This window comes from Janthinobacterium violaceinigrum (assembly GCF_009208555.1).
Classification (GTDB): Bacteria; Pseudomonadota; Gammaproteobacteria; order Burkholderiales; family Burkholderiaceae_D; genus Janthinobacterium; species Janthinobacterium violaceinigrum.
Genome location: NZ_WFLI01000001.1, coordinates 154,429 through 173,209, shown reverse-complemented (window position 1 = coordinate 173,209; position 18,781 = coordinate 154,429). Strand labels below are relative to the sequence as shown.

The following is an 18,781-nucleotide window of genomic DNA, read 5'->3' as shown; positions in this document are numbered from 1 at the left end:
AGCCTTCCCCCTGCCGTTTGAGAGTCCGCCGTGAAAGCCCCCGTCCTGCACCACTCCGCCGCCGTCTCCCGGATGCCTGCCCCCGCCTGGCGCCAGCCCGTGCAGACCTTGTGGCAGGTGGGCGTGCTGATCGCTGCCTGGTGGCTGGCCGACGCAGCCGCCGCCGCCCTGCACCTGCCGTTTTCCGGCGGCGTGGTGGGCCTGTTCGTGCTGGTGGCCCTGCTGCTGGCGGGCTGGGTGCGGCCCGCCGCCATCGAACTGGGCGCGAACTGGCTGCTGGCCAATATGCTGCTGTTCTTCATTCCGCTGGTGGTGTCCGTGGTGCAATTTACGCAGCTGCTGAAGGCGCAGGGGCTGATGCTGTTCTTCAATATCGGCCTGGGCTTTGCCAGCGTGATGCTGGCCACGGCCTTGACCGTGGAATGGGTGTGCCGCTATGAACGCAAGCTGCGCCTGCAAACACTGCTGCGCCAGCGCGCGGCGCGGACGGCTGCATGAATACCCTGATGTTGTCGCTGCTGTTCCTGCTGCTGACCCTGGTGCTGTTCTATGCCAACCAGGCGCTGCACAAGCGCCACCCGCATTTCCTGCTCACGCCCGCCATCTGCACCTCGGCCATCCTGATCGTCATCGTGCAGGCCACCTCGACGCCGTTCGCCACGTATTTCGGCGAGACGCGCTGGCTGCCGTGGCTGCTGGGCCCGGCGACGGTCGCGTTTGCGCTGCCCATCTTCCAGGAGCGCAAGCTGATCCGCAAGCACTGGCTGGCCCTGAGCCTGGGCAGCTGCGCCGGCATCGTGGCCTCGGTCGCCGCCACCCTGCTGCTGGACCGGCTGCTGGGCGTGCACGGCGACATGGCGCGCAGCCTGCTGGCCCGCTCCGTGTCCACGCCGTTCGCGCTCGAAGCGTCGCGCCACATGGGCGGCTCGGCCCAGCTGACGGGCATCTTTGTCGTGATGACGGGTTTGTTTGGCTTGATGCTGGGCAAGCCGCTGCTGAAACTGCTGCCCCTGCGCATGCGCATCGCCCGCGGCGCCCCGTATGGCGCGGCCGCGCACGGTTTCGGCCTGTCCGTGGCGCGCCGGGTGGGCACGGAAGAAGGCGCCGTGGCCAGCCTGACGATGATCTTTTCCGGCGTCGTGACGGTGCTGCTGGCGCCGCTGCTGGGGCACCTGCTGGGCTAGCGTCCCTCTTGCAGCGCCTGCATGCCATGCACGATCAGGTCGATGCCCGCGAGGAAATCCTCGCGGTCGTCGTGCGCGCGCAGCTGCCCTGCCACCTTGCGGGCAAATGGAAACGCCTGCGCGTCGAGGCGCGACCATACGCCCGCCATGGTGTCGAGGACATGCGCGCGCTCCAGCCCCTTTTCCCGCGCGATGACGGCATTGGCCGCATTCTGTCCGCTCACGCCCAGCAAATAATTTAACAGGGTGCATGCCGCCAGCCATTGCCCGTTCGGCGGCACGCCCAGCGCGTCCACCTGCCGGCCCAGGCGCTCCAGGATGCGCACAGTGGGCAGCTGGCCCGGCGCGCGCGACAGCGCCGAGCCCAGCCACGGATGCGCATCCATGGCCTCGAACATGGCCAGCGCCACGGCGCGGATGCCCGCCTGCGGCGTATCGCCGTGCGGCGCCCCATCCATGGCGCGGGCCACGATGGCGTCGCTGGCGGCTGTAAATAAATCGTCCTTGTCGGCCACGTGCCAGTAGATGGCACCCGCCCCCGTGGCCAGGCGCGCGGCCAGGGCGCGGAAGGTCAGGCCGCCCTCGCCGGCCGTGTCGAGCAGGGCAATGGCGGCGTCGATGATGGTGTCGCGCGTCAGCGAGTCGGCGCGTCGTGGTGGGGTCGCTACGGTATCGGGCATCGCTTATCTTGACACAGATGCCGGTGTGCCGCAAAATTCTCGTGGAACGTCGTTCCAGTTCCATTTTAAAACCACCTTCAAGGATCACCATGCATATCGCGATCATCGGCGCAGGCCTGGGCGGGCTGATGCTCGCCCGCGTGCTGCACGTCCACGGCATCGCCGCCACCGTGTATGAAGCGGATGCGTCGCCGCAGGCCCGCAGCCAGGGCGGCATGCTCGACATTCATGCGGACAGCGGCCAGCGCGCGCTCAAGGCGGCGGGCCTGCATGACGCCTTCCGCGCCCTCATCCATGCGGGCGGCGAAGCGAGCCGCGTGCTCGACCGGCACGGCACGGTGCTGCTCGACGAAGGGGACGATGGCACGGGCGGCCGTCCCGAAGTGCCGCGCGGCGAACTGCGCCGCCTGCTGCTGGACGCGCTGCCGGCCGGCACCGTGCACTGGGGCCATAAGCTGGCAAGCGTCGCGACGCTGGACGGCGGCCGGCACATGCTGGGCTTTGCAAATGGCGCCACGGTGACGAGCGAGCTACTGGTGGGCGCGGACGGCGCCTGGTCCAGGGTGCGGCCCCTGCTCTCCGGCGCGCAGCCCGCGTACAGCGGCATCACCTTCATCGAAACGTATCTGCTCGACAGCGACCGCCGCCACGGGGCCGGCGCGCAAGCCGTGGGTGCCGGCGCCCTGTTCGCGCTGGCGCCTGGCAAGGGCATCCAGGCCCACCGCGAAGCCGATGGCGTGCTGCATGCGTATGTGGCCTTGCGCAAGCCCGAAAGCTGGCTGGCCGGCATCGACTTTGCCGATCCCGCCGCCGCCCGGGCCTGCATCGCCGCGGAATTTTCCGGCTGGGCGCCCGCGCTCACGGCCCTGATCACGGACGCCGACACGCCGCCCGTACCCCGTCCCGTGCACATGCTGCCCGTTGACCACCGCTGGCAGCGCGTGGCGGGCGCGACCTTGCTGGGCGATGCGGCCCACCTGATGGCGCCGGCTGGCGAAGGCGCCAACCTGGCCATGCTGGACGGCGCCGAGCTGGCGCAGGCGCTGGCCGCGCACCGGGGCGACGCGGACGCGGCCCTGCTGGCGTATGAAACAGCGCTGTTTGCGCGCAGCAGCGCCGCCGCGGCGGAATCGGAACGCGTGTTGCGCCTGTGCCTGGACGACGACGCGCCGCACAGCCTGGTCCGGTTCTTCACGGCCATGCAGGACGGCGGCCAGGCGGGGGAAGCGTAAGGGGCGGCGTTTGCCCCCACGCCGGCGGCCTTTATCGGGGATAATACGTCTTTCCCCATTCCAAGCAGCCGCGCCACGATGAAATACCCTGCAGTCCTGCCTTTCAGCGACATCCTGCCCCGCCTGAGCGAGTTCGATGCCATCATCGATGTGCGCAGCCCGTCCGAGTTCGCGGAAGACCACTTGCCGGGCGCCATCAACCTGCCCGTGCTGGACGATGAAGAACGCGTGCGCGTGGGCACCCTGTACAAGCAGACGAGCGCCTTCGAGGCAAAGAAGCTGGGCGCGACGCTGATCGCGAAAAATATCGCGCGGCATATCGAGGAAGGCTTTCTCGGCCACCCGCAGCACTGGAAACCGCTCGTCTACTGCTGGCGCGGCGGCAACCGCAGCGGCGCCATGGCGCACATCCTGGCGCGCATCGGCTGGCCCGTCACGCAGCTCGACGGCGGCTACAAGGAATACCGGCGCCACGTGAACGCGGAGCTGGCCACCCTGCCCGCCCGATTCGATTTCATTAACGTGCTGTGCGGCCCCACGGGCAGCGGCAAGAGCCGTTTGCTGCAGGTGCTGGACAGGCAAGGCGCGCAAGTGATCGACCTGGAGCAACTGGCGGCCCACCGCGGCTCCGTGCTGGGCGGCTTGCCCGAGGCCGAGCAGCCGGCGCAAAAGGCGTTTGAAAGCGCGCTGTGGCAGCAGCTGCGCCATTTCGACCCCGCGTTGCCCGTGTTCATCGAGTCCGAAAGCAAGAAAGTGGGCCGCTTGCGCGTGCCCGACGCGCTGATGGACAAGATGCGCGCGGCCGCCTGCACGGACGTGCAGCTGGCCACGGAGCAGCGCGTGCAGCTGCTGATGCAGGATTACGAACATTATGTAGCCGATGCGGCGCGCCTGAACGTGCAGCTGGCCCTGTTGACGCAGCTGCATGGCAAGGAGAAAATTGCCCATTGGCAGCAATTGGCGACGGCAGGCCGCATGGCCGAGCTGGTGGAAGAATTGCTGGTGCAGCATTACGACCCCGTCTACCGGCAGTCGATCGCCCGCAACTTCAGCCGCTACGCCCAGGCGACGCCGCTGCACTTGCCCGACATTTCAGAACATGCCTTTGAGCAAGCCGCGCGCGCATTATGTGCTATCGTCGGCGAACACCGTACCGCCAGCGCCGCGTAAGCCGGCGCAGCTTTCATGACCTTTTTGAGCAGGATGACGACCATGTCCGATAGCGCAGCAACACCAAATACTCCCATCCGGTTGACCGAATTTGCCCATGGCGGCGGCTGCGGCTGCAAAATTGCGCCGGGCGTGCTGGCCGACATTTTAAAAGGCAGCGGCGGCTTTCCCCTGCCGAAGGAATTGCTGGTCGGCATAGAAACCTCGGATGACGCGGCCGTCTACCAGCTCAACGACGAGCAGGCGCTGATCGCCACCACGGATTTCTTCATGCCCATCGTCGACGACCCGTTCGACTTTGGCCGCATCGCCGCCACCAACGCCATTTCCGACGTGTACGCCATGGGCGGCACGCCCATCATGGCGCTGGCCCTGGTCGGCATGCCGATCAACAAGCTGCCCGTGGAAACCATCGGCCTCATCTTGAAAGGCGGCGAAACCATCTGCGCCCAGGCCGGCATCCCCATCGCGGGCGGCCACACCATCGATTCCGTCGAACCGATCTACGGCCTGGTCGTGCTGGGCCTGGTCCACCCCTCGCAAGTGAAACGCAACGCGGGCGCGCGCGCCGGCGACAAGCTGGTATTGGGCAAGCCGATCGGCGTGGGCATCCTGTCGGCCGCGCTGAAGAAAAATGCGCTGGATGCGGAAGGCTACGCTTCCCTGATCGCCAACACCACCAAATTGAATACCCCGGGCAAGAAACTGGCCCTGCTGGACGGCGTGCATGCGCTGACGGACGTGACGGGCTTCGGCTTGCTGGGCCACACCCTGGAACTGGCGCGCGGCGCCAAGTTGCAGGCGCGTATCGCCATGCAAGACGTGCCCCTGCTGCCGCAAGTGCAGCAACTGGCGCAGAACGGCAACATCACGGGTGCCTCGGGCCGCAACTGGCAGGGCTATGGCGCGCAAGTGCAGCTCGATGACGGCTTGAGCGCCATCGACAAGGCGATCTTGACGGATCCGCAGACGGCCGGCCCCCTGCTGGTGGCGTGCGCGCCGGAAGCCGTCGAGCAAGTGCTGGCGATTTTCCGCGCCGAAGGCTTTGGCGACGCCGTCGTCATCGGCGAGATGCAGGAAGGCAGTACCGGGGTTTCCGTAATCTAATGAATATTTTTTGCAAAGGCAGTCCCATGACCACATTCTCCAACTCATTTTCCAAGTTCCCCGCCATCCTGGCCACCGTCGCCGCCACCCTGGCCATTCACAGCGGCCTGGCGCAGGCACAGCAAGTGCTGCGCGTCTCCGCCATCCCCGACGAGGCGCCGACGGAATTGCAGCGCAAGTTCAAGCCGCTGGGCAGCTACCTGGAAAAAAAGCTGGGCATGAAGGTGGAATTTACGCCCGTGACCGACTACGCGGCATCCGTGGAAGGCTTGATCAATAACAAGCTCGACATGGTCTGGTTCGGCGGCTTTACCTTCGTGCAAGCGAACGTGCGCAGCGGTGGCAAGATCGTGCCCCTGGTGCAGCGCGAGGAAGACACGAAGTTCCGCTCCGTATTTGTGACCACCAGCAAGGACATCAATCAGTTGTCCGACCTGAAAGGCAAGAACTTCACGTTCGGTTCGGAATCGTCGACGTCGGGCCACTTGATGCCGCGCTACTACTTGCTGGCCGCCAAGATCAACCCGGACACGGACATGAAGCGCATCGCGTTTTCCGGCGCGCATGACGCCACCGTGGCGGCCGTCGCCGGCGGCAAGGTCGATGCGGGCACCTTGAATATCTCCGTGTGGGAAAAGCTGGTGGAAGCGAAGAAGGTCGATCCCGCCAAGGTGCGCGTGTTCTACACGACGCCCGGCTACTACGATTACAACTGGAGCGTGCGCGCCGACATGAACCCCGCCGTGCGCAAGAAGCTGACGGACGCCTTCCTGGCGCTCGATCCATCCACGCCTGAAGGCAAGGAAATCCTCGAACTGCAGCGCGCCACGAAGTTCATCCCCACCAAGGCGGAGAACTACAAGGATATCGAAGCGGCTGCGCGCAATGCGGGTTTGTTGAAGTAATTTCCGACACGCGGCAGAAATCTGGGGTCAGACCCGTCGGGTCTGACCCCGGCTCTTTGCCCCGGACTTCAATAGATGTAACAACTTTCCAGCAATCGTAGCCAACAAACGCATGACATTCCAACTTCACAAGGTCAGCGTCCACCACGCGGGCGCCGCCGGCAATGCGCTGGCCCTGCGCGAACTCAGCCTGGACGTGGCCCAAGGTGAACAGATCGCCCTGATCGGCCCTTCCGGCGCCGGCAAGACCAGCCTGCTGCATACCCTGGCCTGCGCGCTGCGCCCCGAGTCCGGCACCTTGACCATCCTTGGCACCTCTCCGTGGCAAATCGGCAGCGGCGAACGCCACGCCTTGCGCGCGCGCCTGTTCCTGGCGCCGCAGACGCCGCCCTTGCCGCCGCGCCAGCGGGTCGTCAACGCCGTGCTGGCGGGCCGCTTGCCCCAATGGAGCTTGTGGACGGCCATCCGTTCGCTGCTGGCGCCCGTCGAGCCGCGCGCCGCTTGGGACGCCTTAGCTAAATTCAACCTGCAGGATAAGCTGTATGCGCGGGTCGACCGCCTGTCCGGCGGCGAACGCCAGCGCTGCGGCATGGCCCGCGCGCTCGTGTCGGATGCGCAAGTGTTCCTCGTCGACGAACCGCTGTCCGCGCTCGACCCCACGCTGGCCTTGCAGACCATCCATGTGCTGCAGGCGGAAGCGACGGCGCGCCACGCCACCCTGATCTGCAGCCTGCACCAGGTGGATATCGCGCGCGCCTGTTTTCCCCGCATCGTCGCCCTGCGCGACGGCAAGATCGTCTTCGACTTGCCTGGCGCCGAGGTCAGCGACGCCATGATCGAAGCGCTGTACCGCAACAAGGCCGATCCGGCCCCGCAGTTCGAAGCCGTGGAAACGCAGCTGGACGCCGCGAGGCCCCTTTGCTGACGAGCACCGCCATCCCCCGCGACCCCGCCTGGCGCGGCCGCCTGACCGGCGCTGCCGTCGTGCTGCTCGTGCTGTGGCCGATGCTGGTGCAAGCGGAATTCAAGCCGTGGATTCTATGGGATGCGCAAAGCCTGGCCGCCACCTGGCAATTCCTTGCCAGTTTCGTGCCGCCCGCCCACTCGCTGGAATTCCTGCAACTGGTAGCCATTTCCAGCTGGGAAACCATTGCCATGGCCACGGCCGGCATGGCGCTGGCCATGCTGGGCGCCATCCCCCTGACCTTGCTGGTGACGGAGCGCCTGTCCATTTCGCGCATCGGCTCCGGCCGGGTGTCGCCGCTGGCCGCCGCCCTGCGCCACGCAATCCGCGCCCTGCTGGTGCTGCTGCGCAGCGTGCCGGAACTGGTGTGGGCCTTGTTATTGGTGCGCATCGTGGGACTGGGGCCGACGGCGGGCGTGATCGCCATCGCCCTCACCTATTGCGGCATGCTGGGCAAGGTCTATGCGGAAATCCTCGAATCGTCGGACGCGGCCGCCTGCAACGCGTTATTGCACAACGGCAGCGGCAGGCTGAAAGCCCTGCTGTATGGCGCCCTGCCCGAATCGGCCGCCGAACTGGTGTCCTACACGATCTACCGCTGGGAATGCGCGATCCGCGGCTCCGTCGTCATGGGTTTTGTCGGTGCGGGCGGCCTGGGCCAGCGCATGGATGAATCGATGAAGATGATGGCGGGCAGCGAGCTGGCCACCATGCTGATGGTCTTCGTGCTGCTGGTGGCGGGCGCCGATGCCGTCTCGGCCATGCTGCGCCGGAGGCTGGCATGAAGAGCGATACGTCCATGCTGCCTGTTGCCGAGCCCGTGCGCTGGTCCACCTGGGCCTTGCTGGCCTGCTTGCTGCTGCTGGTCATCGCCAGCTTTGCCACCCTGCCCCTGAAATGGGGCGAGTTCTTCAGCGCCGACGCCGTGCACACGAGCGCAGACTTCCTGCACGGCTTCGCGCCGCCCGAGCTGGCGCCGAACTTCCTCATGAAAGTGGGCGTGGCCACCTTCGAGACCCTGGCCATGTCCGCCATCGGCACGGTGATTGCCGCCGTGCTGGGCGCGCTGCTGGCCCTGCCCGCCAGCGGCCGTTTTGGCAATGTGGCGCGCAACGCGACACGGGGCGTGCTGAATGTTCTGCGCTCGATTCCCGAACTGGTGTGGGCCTCCATCCTGCTGATCGCCGCCGGCCTGGGCCCTTTCGCGGGCACCCTGGCGCTGGCCCTGCACACGGTAGGCGTGCTGGGACGTTTGTTTGCCGACGCCTTCGAGAATTGCCCGCCCTTGCCGGCGGCGACCCTGCGCATCAACGGCGCGCGCCCCGCCGTGGCCTTCCTGTACGCCACCTTGCCGCAGTGCAGCCCGCAAATGATGTCGTATACCCTGTACCGCTGGGAAAACAATATCCGCGCCGCCGCCATCCTCGGCGTCGTCGGCGCGGGCGGCCTGGGGCAGATGCTCAAGTATCACCTGTCGCTGTTCCAGATGCCGAGCGCCGCCACCGTCATCGTCGCCATGCTGCTGATGGTGGCCGCCGTCGATGGCCTCAGCTACCTGCTGCGGCGCGCCATGACCCGCTGATCCGTTTAATTTTTCACAAGGAAACCCCATGTCCGGCTGGTGGACCATTATCTCGACAGAAACGCCCGAACAGATGGCAGATATGACGAAAGTCGGCAAGCAGGCGTTTCTCGCCACCTGGGAAGCGGGCTTGTCCGGCGCGGACTGGATCGCGCAACTGTGTACGCAAGGCAAGGCCACCCAGCTGGCCTTCAACGGCTTCCCCAACCGCTACACGGCCACGGCGGACGTCATCGCGCCCCTGCTGCAGGCAGGCATTGCCGAAACGCACGATGACGAATTTCCCCAGGACCGGCCCACGGGCTGGCCCGGCACCATCACCGTGCACGGCGAACGCATCGCCGCCTGCACGCCCGGGCAATTGCTGACCATCGAAGTGTGGGACCAGTCATGACGCAAGCGCTGATCCTTCGCAAGGAAACCGCGGCCGACATCACCGCCATCGACCAGCTCACGCGCGCGGCCTTCCTGCATGCCGAACACACGGACCACACGGAACAGTTCATCGTGCACGCGCTGCGTGCCGCGGGCGCCTTGAGCGTGTCGCTGGTGGCCGAACGGGAAGGCGCCATCATCGGCCACGTGGCCGCTTCCCCCGTCAGCATCAGCGACGGCACGCCGCGCTGGTATGGACTGGGTCCCGTTTCCGTTGCCCCTGGTCATCAGCAACAGGGCGTGGGCAGCCAGCTCATCGGACAATTGCTGGACGACTTGCGCCAGCTGGGCGCGGCCGGCTGCGTGGTACTGGGCGATCCACGGTATTACGGGCGTTTCGGCTTCCGCGCGGACGCTGCCTTGGTCCTGCCGGGCGTGCCGGCCGAGTATTTCCAGGCGCTGCATCTGGCGGGGCCCTTACCAACAGGTAACGTGACCTACCACCGCGCGTTTGAGGCCAATAGCTAGGCAAAGTCTTACGCGCATACAACACTGTCGCATGCACGGGCACCGGCAAGGCGGTGATGCTGTTAATATTGCCAAATACTTAAATGACTGGCGCCATCCATGGACGCACGCCACGCCATTCAAGCATGACGGACGTCTTTCCCGCCTATGCGGGCCACCCTTGCATGGAATTGCCGGCACCATGAAAAAATTGTTTTTTGGTATTACCACCGCCTGCTGCGGGCTGTTCACCAACGCCAGCGCCGCCCCTGTCGAAGACTTTATCGGCACCTGGAAACTGGCACGCACCACCGTGCCGAACTATGTCGTCATCAAGCACGATGGCGACCGGCTCGTGGCGCTGCGCTACTCGCGCAATGTCGCGAGCAACAGGATCGTCGAGCGGCGCTTTCCCGCCAGCTATGCGGACGGTGACGTAACCATCGCCGCGGGCGAAACGGTCATCGAAGCGCGCAGCGTGAACGACGTGGCGACCGTCACGATGCTGGCGGAAGCGTACAAAAAGATTTCCTCGTCCACGGACGCGCCCACCAGTTAAGGAATGTCGCAGACTTGAATCACATCCTCATCCGCCCCACCAGCGCCGCCGACTGGCCGGCGCTGAAATCCACGCGCCTGGCCGCCCTGCTCGACGCCCCCACGGCCTTCGGCGCCAGCCACGCCAGCGCCGCCCGTTTTTCCGATGCGGACTGGCAGCAGCGCGCCGTCAGCACGCCGCAGCGCACGTTCTTCCTCGCCTTTGATGGAGGGCAAGCCATCGGCCTCGCCGCGCAAGTGGTGGGTGCCAATGGCGAGTGCCATCTGATCGCCATGTGGGTGCATCCCGAATATCGGGGCCTGGACGTGGCGCGCAAGCTGGTCGATGCCGTAAAACAATGCGCCGTCGACAATGGCCATCCTCGGCTGGTGCTCGACGTGGCGCCGGAAAACACCCGCGCGGCCGCGTTCTACCAGAAACAGGGCTTTGTCTTTTTACCGGAATGGGAGCCGCTGGAAAGCCATCCCCATATCCAGGTGCAAAAGATGGAGTGGCTGGCGGCGGCATGAAGGCTTGTCTGAAAGTGCTTGCACGTGATAGATCTTCCAGGGAACGGTGGCTGTTTGAAAGCTGCACCGGATTGGCCTTGAGCGGACGTTTCGTTTGCCACGCACACTTGCAGTAATCCACCAGGAATGCCCCCGCTGGGGATTTTACTATTATTAAAAATTGATCGATTATGCCGAAACATAAAGCACTTGCCGAAGGACTCGCACTGATCTTTCAAGGTATCGCACATCTCAATTCGACATTTCCAAACCGGAAATTCACTGTTGATGGCCGCCTTGTGGGGGATATTGGGGAGATCATTGCCTCGCTCGAATACGACATGATACTCGACGAAGTATCGCAGCCCGTCTACGACGGGGTTAGCAGCGATGGAAAACGTGTGCAAGTCAAGGCAACGTTCAAGGATAGCCTGACCTTTAAGGGAACCCCCGACTACTTTCTCGGCTTTAAACTCTTTCCCGATGGGCGCTACGAGGAAATATATAACGGTCCGGGCAGTGTGATTTATGACAGATACGCGCATCGACGTGGCATCGGCAGCACTTTGCTTTCTTTTCCCAATGCAGTTTTAAAGGAACTTTCAAGTGCAGTAGCACCCGATTCAAGAGTTCAGAAACGAGGCATGTAAGTGCTGCAATTCCATCCAACGAAACTCGCCATCGCTGGCGGGGGATTCCTTTTCGGCCAATCAGTAACTACCCCTGCCATTTAACGAAAACGCGTTCAGTCGCAGGATCCCGAAAAGAGTGCTCTCCATTTTTGAAGCGCAATGCAAAAAAAACAGCTGATTCAAGCACTCCACTCCTCCAGATTGACACTCTGTCCTAAAAGTCCCCATTCACCGCCATTCTTTTCTACACTCACGTTTCCATGAATGCGCAGGAAAACCAGATGTTTCCTGGCTTGATAAACAGTTACTTGAGATTCTAATGAACAAACTGAATATGCGTGCAATAGCTGGTCTTCTGCTGTGTGTATGCGGCGCTGCCGTCCAGGCCAGGACGGATGTGGAGCCGGCCGTGGAACAAGCCGGGCCGGATGCGGCGGCATCCGTCAATGTCAAAGGCATCCGGGATCCGGACTGGAAACCCTACAGCGCCATGCTCAAGGGCGTCAAACGCTTCGAGGAAAAGCATGCGCTGGCGCCTGGCGCCGAGTTGAAATTCATCCTGGAGCCGCGCCGTGCCGAAGTCGACATGCACGCCATCGCGCTGCGGCTGGAAAGCGACGACGCGGGCATGGCGATACCGCTGGGGGAACGCAATATCTTCAGCTTGCCCGTCGGGCAGGGTCCCCTGTATGACAAGGCGGAGCTGACCTTGAACCGCAAGGCGGGGTCCGTCAGGTGGATACCCTACGTCAGGAGTGCGGCCACCAGCGACACGATCCGCCGCCTGGGCGACCTGCGGCTGGCGTGCGAAGTCCATTGGGCCATCGACAAGGAAACCTTGCCGTTTGCGATGCGCACGGCGATGGGCGCGCTGGGCGGGCCCTGCAATTTCGTGTCGCAAAAGGGCACCTACAGTTTTGCCGAACCGCGGCGCATCGCGGCGGCGACGATCAGTTTCAACGGCAAGAGCGCGCCCGTGCCCTTCAGCGGAACGTCGTTTACGCCACCGCTGCGGGAACAGGACTGGAGCGATGACAGCGTGCTCGAGCTGACGTTCGCCGACGACTAGCCGGCGCGGTGCCGGCACACTGCGGATCACGAAAAAATAGGGGCAGCATATTGAAAACGAGAAGCGTCATATTCTTTGCCATCGTGATCGGTATCATGTCGCCCTCATTTGCCCGCACGTGCAAGACGGCCAATTGCGGCAGCGATAATATCGAACACTTCATGGCATCGGACGGCGCATCGCTTGTTCGCACCATCCAAAGAAAGTTGCCTGGCGTATTGCACATGCCATCCGACGGCAAGGTTCCTGCATACACGACAGTGGAAATCAATTCACCAGCATCCGACACAGCGCTGTCCATGGCATTGGCGCGCGCCTGGAAACGAAGCTGGATAGAAAAAGGGGTGGATAACGCAAAGGGCGCGCTGCTGGCCTGCCAGCGCGAGACTTCGCTGCTGTTGACCGTGCCATTTATGCGCAGCGAAGGCCAGCAGGCACACTGCTACAGATTTTAAGACCGCGCACTTGGAATCCATTGCCCTGACAGCGGACGGTGCTTCCCCATTCCTTTGCCGCCAGCCAGGTCCACAATTTCAGCGGCTATTTCACCCGCTGCTTTTCCAATTTGCGCGCCAGGGTGCGCCGGTGCATGCCCAGTCGTCTCGCCGTTTCCGAGATATTGAAATCCGTCTCGGCCAGCATTTCATGGATGCGTTCCCATTCCAGGGTCTTGATGTTGGTAGCGCGGTTCGTCAGTTCGATATCGGCGTTGCCGGCCACGTGGCCGAAGGCCGCTTCGATATCGTCCGTGTTCGACGGTTTCGCCAGGTACTGGCAGGCGCCCAGCTTGATGGCTTCGACTGCCGTGCCGATGCTGGCGTAGCCCGTCAGCACGACGATCAGCATCTCCGGGTCGTGCTGGTGCAGCATCTGCACGCAGGCCAGGCCCGAGGTATTGCCGTTAAGTTTTAAGTCGACGACGGCGTAGTCGGGGCAATGCTGCTCGAGCAAGGCGCTCGCTTCGTCGAAATTCGTGGCCAGGATGACCTGGTAGCCACGCCGCTCGAACGAGCGGCCCAGGGTGCGGGCAAACGCGGCGTCGTCTTCCACGATCAGTAACAGACGGTCATCCTGCATGGTGGTCGCTTTCTCTTTCCAGTTTGATGGCCGCCAGCGGCAGGGCCAGGTGCACCACCGCCCCGCCCTGCACCCGGTTGCGCGCCGTCACCGTGCCGCCCAGGGTGCGCGCAACGTTGACCACCAGGAACAGACCAAGGCCGCCGCCGGGCTTGCCCTTGCTGCTTTGATACGGTTTGCCCAGGTGCGTCAGCATCGACGGCTCGAAGCCGGGACCCGCATCGGTAATGACCAGGTGCAAGGCGTCCGCTTCGCGCGTGGCTTCGAAGCGCAGCCAGTCGGGCGACGCTTCCAGTGCATTGTCGAGCACATTGCAGATGGTTTGCTTCAGGGTCGAATCGAAGACGACGGGTACGTCGTGCTCGATGCGGTTATCGTACTCGAAATCATGGATGGGCCGGCTGCTGCGCCACTCGTCGACCAGGTCGTTGAGGAAGGTGTTGATCGTCGTCTTCACGGACGACTCGCCGCGCGCCTCGCCTGCCGACAGCAAGATGCCGCTGACGATGCTCTTACAGCGCTGCAATTGCGCCTGCATTTCCGTGATTTCCTCCAGCAATTCGCCATTCTTGCTCAATTCCGGCATGCGGCGCCAGTCGCCGAGGATGACGGACAGGGTCGCCAGCGGCGTGCCCAGCTCGTGCGCAGCGCCCGAAGCGAGCAAACCCATGCGGATGATGTGCTCTTCTTCCGCCGCGCGCTGGCGCAGGTCGGCCACCTTGGCGTCGCCGGCGCGCTGGTTGCGGTTGATGCGCGTAATAAACACCACCAGCAAGGCCGCGTTAAGGATGAAACAGATCAGCAAGCCCTGCACGTACAGGCTGGAAAAGCCCCGCTCCGGGTCGATGGGCAGGATCAGGGGGCCGGGCAGCAAGGCCAGGCCGGCCAGGCACAGGCTGGTGATGGCCACCATGATCCAGGTCGACCACACTTCCAGCAGCACGGCGCTGAGGATAACTTGCAACAAGTACAGGAAGGCAAACGGGTTGCTGATGCCGCCGCTCAGGTAGAGCTGGGCCGTCAGCACGGTAACGTCGACCAGCAGGGCGAGGAACAATGCCGTGTTGGACACGGGCTGGCGTTCGTGCCAGCGCAGCAGGCTGGCCAAATTAAAAGCGATGAGGCAGGACAGCACTTCCAGCATGTAGGGCACGGGCAAGGCGATGCCCAGCCCCACGCCCACGCCGAAGATCGTGCTGATCTGGCCGATCACGGCCAGCCAGCGCAGCTGGATCAGCAGCTTCATGTTCTGGTGGCCGGCCGGATGTTCCATCTCGGCCGCCACCGCACCGCGTTCCAGCACTTCGCGGTTGGGCAGGATCTCAATCCTGCCCGGCATGATCACTTTCTTGGGTACTGTTGCCGCCGGCACGGCGCGCGCGGCGGCGCTTGTCTTCGCGCACGATCCACCACGTGATGCCGGCCACCATCAAGGCCAGCGCGAACCACGTCAGCGCGTACACGAGGTGACTGTTATGGAAGGAAATCACGGTCAGGCCGCCGACGGGGGCGTCGGCAGCCGTTTCCGACTTTGCCTTTGCGTCGACAAAATATGGCGCCACATTGCTCAGCATGTGCGAGGCGCCGATGGCGGCCACGTCGCGCGAATACCAGTGCTGCGTGGCAGGACTGTTTTCACGCAAGAAACCGCCGCCCGTCTCGCTGATGCGCAGCAAGCCATCGATTTCGACAATGCCGGCCGGCGTGCTGGCGCCGATGCTTTCGCGCCTGGGCACGAAGCCGCGGTTGATCAGCACGGTGCTGCCATCGGCCAGGCGCAAGGGCGTCACCAGCCAATAGCCGCTGCCCAGTGCCGTCGTTGCTTGCACCAGGGTATTGAAAATGGGGAGATACGTACCGGAGAGTCGCACATGGCGGTATTCATCCGTTTGCTGCGTGACACTGGCCCAAGCTGCGGGTCCAGGTGCGTCCGTTGCGGGCGCATGTACGCGTTGTTCGACGCGCTCGATCAGGTCAAGCTTCCAGAACAGGCGCTTGACTTGCCAGGTACCCAGGGCACAGAAACCGGCAAACAAGATCCCCGCCAGCAAGGCCAGTGCATACCGCACAGCCATGCCGCGTGGGCCTGGCGCGGCATCTTGCGATGCGGCGCCAGGGGCGCGCCCGGTGTTGCTTGGGCGCGTTTGACTCATCATGGAGCCGTTTTCGTATGCATGTACTCAGGCATCAGATCCGGCATCATGTTGTGGTTCATGTGGTACATGACCCACAGGGAACCAGCCATGGCAATACCCACGATCATGATCGTGAAGATCAGCGCCATCATGTTCCAGCCGCCTTCGGACTTGGTGTTCATGTGCAGGAAGTACACCATGTGTACCACCACTTGAACAGCCGCGAACGCCAGCAGGACCAGGCCCATGGTGCCCGAGTTGGTGATGGCTTTCGTCATCACCAGCCAGAACGGAATGGCCGTCAGGATCACCGACAGGATGAAGCCGATGGTATAGCTTTTCAGGCTGCCATGATCGTGATCGTCATGGTGGTGGCTATCGCCGTGTGTGTGGTGGTCGCTCATGGCAGCACTCCCATCAGGTAGACAAAGGTGAAGACGCCGATCCAGATGACGTCCAGGAAATGCCAGAACAGCGACAGGCACATCATGCGACGGCCGTTTTCCGGGGTCAGGCCATGCTTGTTCAACTGGAACATCAGGGTCACGAGCCAGATCACGCCGAACGTCACGTGCAAGCCGTGGGTACCGACCAGGGCGAAGAACGACGACAGGAACGCACTGCGCTGCGGACCGGCGCCTTCGTGGATCAGATGAATGAATTCATACATTTCCAGCGACAGGAAGGCCAGGCCGAACAGGCCCGTGATGCCCAGCCAGACCAGGGTGCTGCGCAATTGCTTGCGCTGCATGGTCAGCATGGCGAAGCCGTAGGTGATCGACGACAGCAGCAGCATGGCCGTGTTGACGGCCACCAGCGGCAGGTCGAACAGCGCGGCGCCCGTCGGGCCGTCCGCGTAGCTGCGGCCGACCACGGCGTACGTGGCGAACAGACAGGCGAAGATCAGGCAATCGCTCATCAGGTAGAGCCAGAAACCCAGCAGGCTGCCGTTTTCCGGGTGGTGCTCGCGCACAAAGTAGCTGCGCGTGCTTGGTGCGGCGCCAGCGGCGCCGGTGTTATGGGCGATGGTATCAGACATGGCTGCTCAGCAATTTAGTATAAGCGTCTTCGGTACGGACCACTTCTTCCGCAGGAATGTAGTAATCGCGCTTGTAGTTAAAGGTATGGACGATGATGGTGACCATCATGATCACGAAGCCAACGCTGGCGACGAGCCACATTTGCCAGATCAGGCCAAAACCGACCAGTGCGGACAGTGCGGCGATCACGAAACCAGCCCAGGTGTTCTTCGGCATGTGGATCTTCGTGAAACCGGACGTCGGACGCTGGTAACCGTGTTTCTTCATATCAGTCCATGCATCGAGTTCGTGCACTTGTGGCGTGAAGGCGAAATTATAGTCTGGCGGTGGCGACGACGTCGACCATTCCAGCGTACGGCCGCCCCATGGGTCGCCGGTCACGTCGCGCAGGGCGTGACGGTTGCGGTAGCTGACGAAGAACTGGATCAGCATGGAAGCGATGCCCAGTGCGATCGAGACGGCGCCAAACCAGGCGATGATGGTCCAGATTTGCAGCGATGGATCTTCAAAGTGGTTGACACGACGGGTCACGCCCATCAGGCCCAGCACGTACAGCGGCATGAAGGCCAGGTAGAAGCCGACGAACCAGAACCAGAACGAGCACTTGCCCCAGAACGCGTCGAGCTTGTAGCCGAAGGCTTTCGGGTACCAGTAGTTGATCGCAGCGAAGACACCGAAGACCACGCCGCCGATAATCACGTTATGGAAGTGGGCGATCAGGAACAGGCTGTTGTGCAGCACGAAGTCCGCTGGAGGTACGGCCAGCAATACGCCGGTCATGCCGCCGATGGTGAAGGTGACCATGAAACCGATCGTCCACAGCATGGGCAACTCAAAACGGATACGGCCGCGGTACATGGTAAACAGCCAGTTGAAGATCTTCGCGCCCGTCGGGATCGAGATGATCATCGTCGTGATGCCGAAGAAGGAGTTGACGCTGGCGCCCGAACCCATGGTGAAGAAGTGATGCAGCCATACCAGGTACGACAGGATCATGATGACGCAGGTGGCGTACACCATCGAGGCGTAGCCGAACAGGCGCTTGCTGCTGAACGTGGCAACCACTTCCGAGAACACGCCGAACAGCGGCAGGATCAGAATGTAGACTTCCGGGTGACCCCAGATCCAGATCAGGTTGACGTACATCATGGCGTTGCCGCCCAGTTCCGTCGTGAAGAAGTTAAAGCCGGCAACGCGGTCCAGCGACAGCATGGCCAATACAGCCGTCAGCACCGGGAAGGCGGCGACGATCAGGATGTTGGTGCACAGTGCGGTCCAGGTGAAGACTGGCATTTTCATCCAGGTCATGCCTGGCGCGCGCATCTTGACGATGGTGGCGATCAGGTTGACACCGGACAATAGCGTCCCGACCCCGGCAATCTGCAGGGACCATATGTAATAGTCTACCCCCACGTCCGGACTGCCGACGATGCCCGACAGCGGCGGATACGCCAGCCAGCCCGTGCGGGCGAATTCGCCGACGAACAGCGAAGCCATCACCAAGACGGCGCCCATGGTGGTCATCCAGAAGCTGAAGTTGTTAAGGAAAGGGAAAGCCACGTCGCGCGCGCCGATTTGCAGCGGCACCACGTAGTTCATCAGACCCGTCACGAAAGGCATCGCGACGAAGAAGATCATGATCACGCCGTGGGCGGTGAAGATCTGGTCGTAGTGATGCGGTGGCAGGAAGCCGGCATTGTCGCCAAAGGCGATTGCCTGCTGGGTGCGCATCATGAGCGCGTCGGCAAAGCCGCGCAACAGCATGACGAGGCCCAGGATCATGTACATGATACCGATTTTTTTATGGTCGATACTGGTGATCCAGTCGCGCCACAGGGTACCCCAGACGCGGAAATACGTCAGTGCCGCAACGAGTGCGATACCGCCCAGGGCGACCATTGCAAAGGTCGCCAGCAGGATAGGTTCGTGAAATGGAATTGCATCCCAAGTCAGACGGCCGAATATAAGCTTCGTCAGATCAATATGGTCTAGCATTGTTACTCTCAGAGAAAAAAGGGAGGCGCCAGGCAAGCGGCGCCAGTATCTGCAGCGCATTGCGCTGCGGGATTCATGCA

23 protein-coding genes are annotated in these 18,781 nt (G+C 63.1%); 16 read left to right on the top strand and 7 right to left on the bottom strand.

Going from position 1 to position 18,781, the window contains the following annotated elements:
• Positions 1-30: 30 nt before the first annotated feature.
• A complete protein-coding gene (locus tag GCN75_RS00865; RefSeq protein WP_226940969.1) occupies positions 31-498 on the top strand; it encodes a CidA/LrgA family protein in 468 nt (155 codons plus the stop codon).
• Positions 495-1,184: an LrgB family protein gene (locus GCN75_RS00860; RefSeq protein WP_152280916.1), complete on the top strand. Its 690-nt coding sequence runs from the start codon at positions 495-497 to the stop codon at positions 1,182-1,184. Before GCN75_RS00865 ends, GCN75_RS00860 begins: the two co-directional genes overlap by 4 nt.
• Here the strand turns inward: GCN75_RS00860 and GCN75_RS00855 are convergent.
• Positions 1,181-1,864 carry a TetR/AcrR family transcriptional regulator gene (locus GCN75_RS00855; protein WP_152280915.1) on the bottom strand — a complete coding sequence of 228 codons (684 nt, stop codon included), beginning with the start codon at positions 1,862-1,864 and terminating at the stop codon, positions 1,181-1,183. The two genes, GCN75_RS00860 and GCN75_RS00855, sit on opposite strands and share 4 nt — an antisense overlap.
• An 89-nt stretch (positions 1,865-1,953) precedes the next feature.
• Here GCN75_RS00855 and GCN75_RS00850 point away from each other — a divergent pair, with 89 nt between their 5' ends.
• The 14 genes from GCN75_RS00850 (at position 1,954) to GCN75_RS00785 (ending at position 12,909) form a co-directional block, all read left to right on the top strand.
• On the top strand, positions 1,954-3,096 hold the full coding sequence (locus GCN75_RS00850) for an FAD-dependent oxidoreductase (RefSeq protein ID WP_226940968.1): 1,143 nt from the start codon (positions 1,954-1,956) through the stop codon (positions 3,094-3,096).
• A 78-nt stretch (positions 3,097-3,174) separates the two neighbouring features.
• Entirely contained in the window at positions 3,175-4,266 is a 1,092-nt protein-coding gene (mnmH, locus tag GCN75_RS00845; RefSeq protein ID WP_152280914.1) for a tRNA 2-selenouridine(34) synthase MnmH, read from the top strand.
• A 42-nt stretch (positions 4,267-4,308) separates the two neighbouring features.
• Positions 4,309-5,373 (top strand): selenide, water dikinase SelD, encoded by a 1,065-nt coding sequence (gene selD, locus GCN75_RS00840; protein WP_152280913.1) that lies wholly within the window; start codon positions 4,309-4,311, stop codon positions 5,371-5,373.
• Positions 5,374-5,399: 26 nt separating this feature from the next.
• Positions 5,400-6,278, top strand: coding sequence for a putative selenate ABC transporter substrate-binding protein (locus GCN75_RS00835; RefSeq protein ID WP_193317333.1), 879 nt, complete (start codon positions 5,400-5,402; stop codon positions 6,276-6,278).
• A 112-nt stretch (positions 6,279-6,390) separates the two neighbouring features.
• Positions 6,391-7,203 (top strand): phosphonate ABC transporter ATP-binding protein, encoded by an 813-nt coding sequence (locus GCN75_RS00830; RefSeq protein WP_152280912.1) that lies wholly within the window; start codon positions 6,391-6,393, stop codon positions 7,201-7,203.
• The gene (locus GCN75_RS00825; RefSeq protein ID WP_152280911.1) at positions 7,197-8,027 is read left to right on the top strand and encodes a PhnE/PtxC family ABC transporter permease; all 831 of its coding nucleotides are present in this window, start codon (positions 7,197-7,199) and stop codon (positions 8,025-8,027) included. Before GCN75_RS00830 ends, GCN75_RS00825 begins: the two co-directional genes overlap by 7 nt.
• Positions 8,024-8,824, top strand: coding sequence for a phosphonate ABC transporter, permease protein PhnE (gene phnE / locus GCN75_RS00820; RefSeq protein WP_152280910.1), 801 nt, complete (start codon positions 8,024-8,026; stop codon positions 8,822-8,824). The genes GCN75_RS00825 and phnE overlap by 4 nt, the downstream gene beginning before the upstream one ends.
• Before the next feature lie 28 nt (positions 8,825-8,852).
• Positions 8,853-9,218: a hypothetical protein gene (locus tag GCN75_RS00815; RefSeq protein ID WP_152280909.1), complete on the top strand. Its 366-nt coding sequence runs from the start codon at positions 8,853-8,855 to the stop codon at positions 9,216-9,218.
• The gene (locus GCN75_RS00810; RefSeq protein WP_152280908.1) at positions 9,215-9,727 is read left to right on the top strand and encodes a GNAT family N-acetyltransferase; all 513 of its coding nucleotides are present in this window, start codon (positions 9,215-9,217) and stop codon (positions 9,725-9,727) included. The genes GCN75_RS00815 and GCN75_RS00810 overlap by 4 nt, the downstream gene beginning before the upstream one ends.
• A 181-nt stretch (positions 9,728-9,908) precedes the next feature.
• On the top strand, positions 9,909-10,265 hold the full coding sequence (locus tag GCN75_RS00805; protein ID WP_152280907.1) for a hypothetical protein: 357 nt from the start codon (positions 9,909-9,911) through the stop codon (positions 10,263-10,265).
• Between the two features lie 14 nt (positions 10,266-10,279).
• Positions 10,280-10,774, top strand: coding sequence for a GNAT family N-acetyltransferase (locus tag GCN75_RS00800; protein ID WP_152280906.1), 495 nt, complete (start codon positions 10,280-10,282; stop codon positions 10,772-10,774).
• A gap of 170 nt (positions 10,775-10,944) precedes the next feature.
• Positions 10,945-11,403, top strand: coding sequence for a DUF6998 domain-containing protein (locus GCN75_RS00795; RefSeq protein WP_152280905.1), 459 nt, complete (start codon positions 10,945-10,947; stop codon positions 11,401-11,403).
• A gap of 391 nt (positions 11,404-11,794) precedes the next feature.
• Entirely contained in the window at positions 11,795-12,454 is a 660-nt protein-coding gene (locus GCN75_RS00790; RefSeq protein ID WP_152280904.1) for a hypothetical protein, read from the top strand.
• A gap of 50 nt (positions 12,455-12,504) precedes the next feature.
• Positions 12,505-12,909 (top strand): hypothetical protein, encoded by a 405-nt coding sequence (locus GCN75_RS00785; protein ID WP_152280903.1) that lies wholly within the window; start codon positions 12,505-12,507, stop codon positions 12,907-12,909.
• 85 nt (positions 12,910-12,994) lie between these two features.
• On the opposite strand, the gene GCN75_RS00780 is transcribed toward GCN75_RS00785, so the two are convergent.
• The 6 genes from GCN75_RS00780 to cyoB are packed head-to-tail and all read right to left on the bottom strand — an operon-like array spanning position 12,995 to position 18,701.
• Complete coding sequence (locus GCN75_RS00780) at positions 12,995-13,531, bottom strand: response regulator transcription factor (protein ID WP_034788474.1); 537 nt, start codon at positions 13,529-13,531, stop codon at positions 12,995-12,997.
• Positions 13,521-14,870, bottom strand: coding sequence for an ATP-binding protein (locus tag GCN75_RS00775; protein ID WP_152280902.1), 1,350 nt, complete (start codon positions 14,868-14,870; stop codon positions 13,521-13,523). Before GCN75_RS00775 ends, GCN75_RS00780 begins: the two co-directional genes overlap by 11 nt.
• Entirely contained in the window at positions 14,854-15,687 is an 834-nt protein-coding gene (locus tag GCN75_RS00770; RefSeq protein WP_152280901.1) for an SURF1 family protein, read from the bottom strand. Before GCN75_RS00770 ends, GCN75_RS00775 begins: the two co-directional genes overlap by 17 nt.
• A complete protein-coding gene (cyoD, locus tag GCN75_RS00765) occupies positions 15,684-16,070 on the bottom strand; it encodes a cytochrome o ubiquinol oxidase subunit IV (protein WP_099667923.1) in 387 nt (128 codons plus the stop codon). The genes GCN75_RS00770 and cyoD overlap by 4 nt, the downstream gene beginning before the upstream one ends.
• The gene (gene cyoC / locus GCN75_RS00760; protein WP_086144570.1) at positions 16,067-16,705 is read right to left on the bottom strand and encodes a cytochrome o ubiquinol oxidase subunit III; all 639 of its coding nucleotides are present in this window, start codon (positions 16,703-16,705) and stop codon (positions 16,067-16,069) included. The genes cyoD and cyoC overlap by 4 nt, the downstream gene beginning before the upstream one ends.
• Positions 16,698-18,701: a cytochrome o ubiquinol oxidase subunit I gene (gene cyoB, locus GCN75_RS00755; RefSeq protein ID WP_152280900.1), complete on the bottom strand. Its 2,004-nt coding sequence runs from the start codon at positions 18,699-18,701 to the stop codon at positions 16,698-16,700. The genes cyoC and cyoB overlap by 8 nt, the downstream gene beginning before the upstream one ends.
• Positions 18,702-18,781 lie beyond the last annotated feature (80 nt).

Coding starts and splice junctions, on each gene's coding strand:
- GCN75_RS00805 (WP_152280907.1), top strand. CDS start 9,909: ATGAAAAAATTGTTTTTTGGTATTACCACCGCCTGCTGCGGGCTGTTC.
- GCN75_RS00850 (WP_226940968.1), top strand. CDS start 1,954: ATGCATATCGCGATCATCGGCGCAGGCCTGGGCGGGCTGATGCTCGCC.
- GCN75_RS00835 (WP_193317333.1), top strand. CDS start 5,400: ATGACCACATTCTCCAACTCATTTTCCAAGTTCCCCGCCATCCTGGCC.
- GCN75_RS00795 (WP_152280905.1), top strand. CDS start 10,945: ATGCCGAAACATAAAGCACTTGCCGAAGGACTCGCACTGATCTTTCAA.
- cyoB (WP_152280900.1), bottom strand. CDS start 18,701: ATGCTAGACCATATTGATCTGACGAAGCTTATATTCGGCCGTCTGACT.
- selD (WP_152280913.1), top strand. CDS start 4,309: ATGTCCGATAGCGCAGCAACACCAAATACTCCCATCCGGTTGACCGAA.
- GCN75_RS00775 (WP_152280902.1), bottom strand. CDS start 14,870: ATGCCGGGCAGGATTGAGATCCTGCCCAACCGCGAAGTGCTGGAACGC.
- GCN75_RS00770 (WP_152280901.1), bottom strand. CDS start 15,687: ATGATGAGTCAAACGCGCCCAAGCAACACCGGGCGCGCCCCTGGCGCC.
- phnE (WP_152280910.1), top strand. CDS start 8,024: ATGAAGAGCGATACGTCCATGCTGCCTGTTGCCGAGCCCGTGCGCTGG.
- cyoC (WP_086144570.1), bottom strand. CDS start 16,705: ATGTCTGATACCATCGCCCATAACACCGGCGCCGCTGGCGCCGCACCA.
- GCN75_RS00810 (WP_152280908.1), top strand. CDS start 9,215: ATGACGCAAGCGCTGATCCTTCGCAAGGAAACCGCGGCCGACATCACC.
- GCN75_RS00815 (WP_152280909.1), top strand. CDS start 8,853: ATGTCCGGCTGGTGGACCATTATCTCGACAGAAACGCCCGAACAGATG.
- GCN75_RS00855 (WP_152280915.1), bottom strand. CDS start 1,864: ATGCCCGATACCGTAGCGACCCCACCACGACGCGCCGACTCGCTGACG.
- GCN75_RS00830 (WP_152280912.1), top strand. CDS start 6,391: ATGACATTCCAACTTCACAAGGTCAGCGTCCACCACGCGGGCGCCGCC.
- cyoD (WP_099667923.1), bottom strand. CDS start 16,070: ATGAGCGACCACCACACACACGGCGATAGCCACCACCATGACGATCAC.
- GCN75_RS00860 (WP_152280916.1), top strand. CDS start 495: ATGAATACCCTGATGTTGTCGCTGCTGTTCCTGCTGCTGACCCTGGTG.
- mnmH (WP_152280914.1), top strand. CDS start 3,175: ATGAAATACCCTGCAGTCCTGCCTTTCAGCGACATCCTGCCCCGCCTG.
- GCN75_RS00780 (WP_034788474.1), bottom strand. CDS start 13,531: ATGCAGGATGACCGTCTGTTACTGATCGTGGAAGACGACGCCGCGTTT.